At 78.1% G+C, this 1475-nt stretch carries 2 protein-coding genes and 1 pseudogene; 2 read left to right on the top strand and 1 reads right to left on the bottom strand.

Going from position 1 to position 1475, the window contains the following annotated elements:
• On the bottom strand, positions 1-556 hold a 556-nt coding region (locus KSNIM_RS30770; RefSeq protein WP_263106396.1), incomplete at its 3' end, for an NUDIX domain-containing protein.
• A 134-nt stretch (positions 557-690) separates the two neighbouring features.
• Here KSNIM_RS30770 and KSNIM_RS30775 point away from each other — a divergent pair.
• Together KSNIM_RS30775 and KSNIM_RS30780 are read left to right on the top strand one after the other, a co-directional pair.
• Entirely contained in the window at positions 691-1041 is a 351-nt protein-coding gene (locus KSNIM_RS30775; protein WP_263106397.1) for a DUF488 domain-containing protein, read from the top strand.
• Positions 1042-1088: 47 nt separating this feature from the next.
• Positions 1089-1475 (top strand): annotated as a pseudogene (locus KSNIM_RS30780) (hypothetical protein); the annotation flags it as partial.

Below are 1475 nucleotides of genomic sequence, written 5' to 3' on the forward strand. Positions count from 1 at the left end.
CCGGCGGCCGGTCGCCGCCCGCCAGGTCCAGCCCGTCGGCCCGGGTGTACGGCGCGGCCGGCTCCGGCGGCAGCCCGGCCGCGGCGGGCCCGACCGGGAAGCTGTCCTCCATCTCCACCGGACCGGACCCGGACGGCGCCCGCAGACAGGCCGCCACCCGGCGCGACAGTCTCGGCGGCAGCGCCGAGGCCGCCTGCCGGGGCGTCACGAAGGCGTACCCGCCGAGCTCGTCCTCCTGCAGCCGGACGGCGGCCAGCTCCGCCGCGGTCAGCGGCCGCGCCCAGTACAGGAAGGAGACGATCGGCGGCCGGGACCGGCTCATCGCCCAGTCCACGCTCGCCAGCGCCAGCAGCCGCGGACGCAGCCCCATCTCCTCCTGCAGCTCGCGGACGGCGGTCGCGCGCAGCGTCGCGTCCTCCGGCTCCCAGCCGCCGCCCGGCACCTCGACCGGATGGCGGCTCTCGTACACCGCCCGGACGACCATCACCCGGCCGGCCGCGTCCCGGAACAGCACGCCGGCCGCCGCCAGCGGCCCGGCCGCCCCGTCCCGCCCCATGACCGTGTCTCCTCCTCACCCGTGCCGCCCGCAACCGCCCGGTGCGCACCGCCGGCGTCGGCCGTACGGACAGCATCCGGGACACTCCGCAGCGTACGCACGGAATTCGGCGGGCGGCACGCGAGCATGGCCGGATGGCCGTCACCTGCCGCAGGCTCCACGACGCACCCGGTCCCGACGAAGGCGCCCTCGTCCTGGTCGACCGGCTCTGGCCGCGCGGCCTCAAGAAGGAGGACGCCGGCTTCGACGAGTGGCTGAAGGCCGTCGCCCCCAGCACCGAGCTGCGCCGCTGGTACGGGCACGACCCGGAGCGCCGGACGGAGTTCCGGCGCCGCTACCGGGCCGAGCTGGCCGATCCGCAGCGCACCGAGGCCCTCGACCACCTGCGCGACCTCGCCGGCCGCGGCCCGCTGACGCTGCTCACCGCCTCGCGCGAGGTGGCGATCAGCCACGCCGCGTACCTGGCGGAGCTGCTGAACGGCTGAGGCCGTCGCCGCCTCCGGTGCCCCGGAAGCCTCAGGTGCACCAGAAGATGAACGGGGTGCAGGACTTCGACGGGTGCGACGAGGGGCCGTGGCTGGGCCGCACGGTCGCCGTCGCGGTCGGCGGGGCGCTCGTCACCGTGGCGGTGGCCGTCGGCGAGGGCCCGGAGGAGGCGGAGGCGGAGGCGCTCGGCTTCGCGCTCGCCGACTTCGACGGCTTCGCCGAGGGCTGTCTGGTGGGCGCGGCCGAGGTGGTGGCCGGTTCCACGGTGGGCGTGTCGCTCGCCGCCGGCCGGGCGTCGTCCACCGGCGCGGTGACCGGACGGGCGGCGCCGCTGCCGTCCGGTGCCGCGAGGGCCAGCACGCCGGCGCCGCCGAGGGCGAGGCCGGCCGCCGTCAGGATGAGCGCCCGGCGCCGCTTCCCCGCGGCGGCGCGG

Source organism: Kitasatospora sp. DSM 101779, from assembly GCF_025655475.1.
In the GTDB taxonomy this organism is placed as follows: Bacteria; Actinomycetota; Actinomycetes; order Streptomycetales; family Streptomycetaceae; genus Kitasatospora.

Excerpts from the sequence above, each read along its gene's own strand:
- KSNIM_RS30775 (WP_263106397.1), top strand. The coding sequence starts at position 691 with ATGGCCGTCACCTGCCGCAGGCTCCACGACGCACCCGGTCCCGACGAA.